Annotated in this window: 1 protein-coding gene and 1 pseudogene; both read right to left on the minus strand. The window is 69.9% G+C overall.

The features are described from left to right. Positions 1-132 (minus strand): annotated as a pseudogene (locus tag VIB55_RS25645) (IS6 family transposase); the annotation flags it as partial. A 328-nt stretch (positions 133-460) separates the two neighbouring features. Further along, positions 461-1,591 carry an IS110 family transposase gene (locus VIB55_RS09625; protein ID WP_331876435.1) on the minus strand — a complete coding sequence of 377 codons (1,131 nt, stop codon included), beginning with the start codon at positions 1,589-1,591 and terminating at the stop codon, positions 461-463. Between the last annotated feature and the right edge of the window lie 428 nt (positions 1,592-2,019).

Raw genomic sequence — 2,019 nt, forward strand, 5'->3', positions numbered from 1 at the left:
GCCGCGCTGGAGGAACATCTCGCAGAGGTCGCGCAGGGTCAGGCGGTAGCGCAGCCGCCACAGCACCACGAGGGCGACGACGTCGGAAGGGTACTGCGCCCGGTTCAGCAGGCCGCCACTGCGCTCGTTGAACTGCTCTGATGTCCGCTTTCAAGGGTCTTGGACGCAGTTTTCCACCCCCCGCTCAGCGTGGGTGATAGTCGATGTGGTCGTGCAAGGCAGGGGACGGGACCGCTGGACGCAGGTTGACCTTCTCTGATGCGCGGGTTGGATACCGCCTTTCCGTCATCCGTCCGGGGCTGGTCCCTGTCTTGCGACGGGCGTCGGCACGAAGCCGGCCTCCAAGCAGTTCGTCGGGAGTTCCCCACCGTGGCCCCGCCCCCAGCCTTGCACAAAAGCAGCTGTCCCGGTTGGCGCTCCCTCCTTTGCCCAGCCCGTTCAGTGCATCAGCGCGCCGGTGCTACGCCTCCGACGCTCCCTGCGCGCCGGGATCGATGTGGCGCGCAATGGCCCAGAGGAATGCGGCGATCTCGCGTGCGATCGCGGCGACTACGACGGTGACGCGCTTGCCCCGTGCGACGAGGCGTCGGTACCGGGCGCACAAGCGTACCTGCGCCTTCCAAGCGATGTCGCGGATCCGCTCCGGAAGGTGGCGCTGCCGGGATTGGTGCTTGTCGCCGATGCCGGCGGAGTGGCGGTAGGTCCACGCGGCCTCGATCAGGGCCCTGCGCGCGCGGATGTTGCCCGTCTTGGTGAGCGCGCCTTGGCGCTTCGTTTCCCCCGTCGAGCGCTCGGACGGCACCAGTCCGAGAAAGGCCATCAGCTGCCGCGGATGGTCGAAGCGGCGTATGTCCCCCGCTTCGGCGACGAGCGTCGTCGCGGTGAGGAAGCCCACCCCGCGCATGGCCTGGAACGCCGCGACCACGGGCGCCATCGTCCATGCCGGCACCACCTCGAGCAGGGCGGCTTCCAGCCTCCCGATCCGCTCCACCGTGGCCCGCACGGCATTGAGCAGTTCCTGGAATGCCAGCCGTTGGGCCGGATGGGCGAAGGCTTGCCGGTCCAGCCAGCGCAGGTGCAGGCCTTTCCAGGTCGGGCTGCCCTCGTAACTGCGCCCGTGCCGCAGCAGGAAGGAAGAGACGTGCTGGCGCTTGCGGCGGTAGTCCTCGATCGCCATCGCCCGGGTGCGCACCAGGTCCCGTACCGCCTCGTGCGTCTCGTCCGGCACCCAGACCGTCGTCAGCTCGCCGGCCCGCAGCAGCCGCGCCAGCGAGGTCGCGTCCCGCCGGTTGGTCTTGACCCGGTCGCCCGGCCGGCGCGGGATCAGCGAGGGCGCGACGACACCGCAGTCCTGCCCGAGCGCTCGGATCTGCCGATACAACCCGTATCCCGTCGGGCCGGCTTCGTAGCAGTAGTGCACCACCCCGTAGCGCTCGGCCAGCCGGCGCACCAGCTTGGCCACCGCGTCGGGCGTATTGTCGAACTCGCCCAGGTAGCGAACCTCGCCGTTCCGCTCGCCCTCTGCCACCGCGACCGCGTTCCGCGCCTTGGCGGTGTCGATCCCGACGAATGCTTCCCCTTGCCTCTTCATGGCTCGTCCTCCGTGCGTTGAGCACGGGTCCGGCCACGCCGGGGAGCCCTGCTCAACCCGGCACAGGTGGGGCGAACCGCCTCAACACAGCGGACATGCGGTCTTGCCGCAATCCCGGCAGCGGAACCGGCGGTAGCCCTGGGCGGTGCGCTCCGGCCGCTCCGTCACCGCCGCCGAGCCGCAGCACACGCGCTCCATCCAGAACCCCGCCGCCGCCAGTCCCGGAGCCTACCAGCGGCGCTCCGGCGGCCAAGCAGGCCAGTTGGCGCGAACCCTGACAGAACCGCCAAGGCGCCTGACCTCGGCCGCCGGGTGGGCCAGAGCCTCCGCTACGCCAGCTCCCTCACTGTCCCAAAGCATTGGACGACGGACAGGTGCCTCAAGGCGGGCAGATGGTGCGAGTGAAGCCTGGGCACGAGATGGTGAAG

The sequence above is a fragment of the Longimicrobium sp. genome, assembly GCF_036554565.1.
In the GTDB taxonomy this organism is placed as follows: domain Bacteria; phylum Gemmatimonadota; class Gemmatimonadetes; order Longimicrobiales; family Longimicrobiaceae; genus Longimicrobium.

What these genes read in the sequence shown, in the direction of transcription:
- VIB55_RS09625 (WP_331876435.1), bottom strand. Translation starts at nt 1,591, where the DNA reads ATGAAGAGGCAAGGGGAAGCATTCGTCGGGATCGACACCGCCAAGGCG.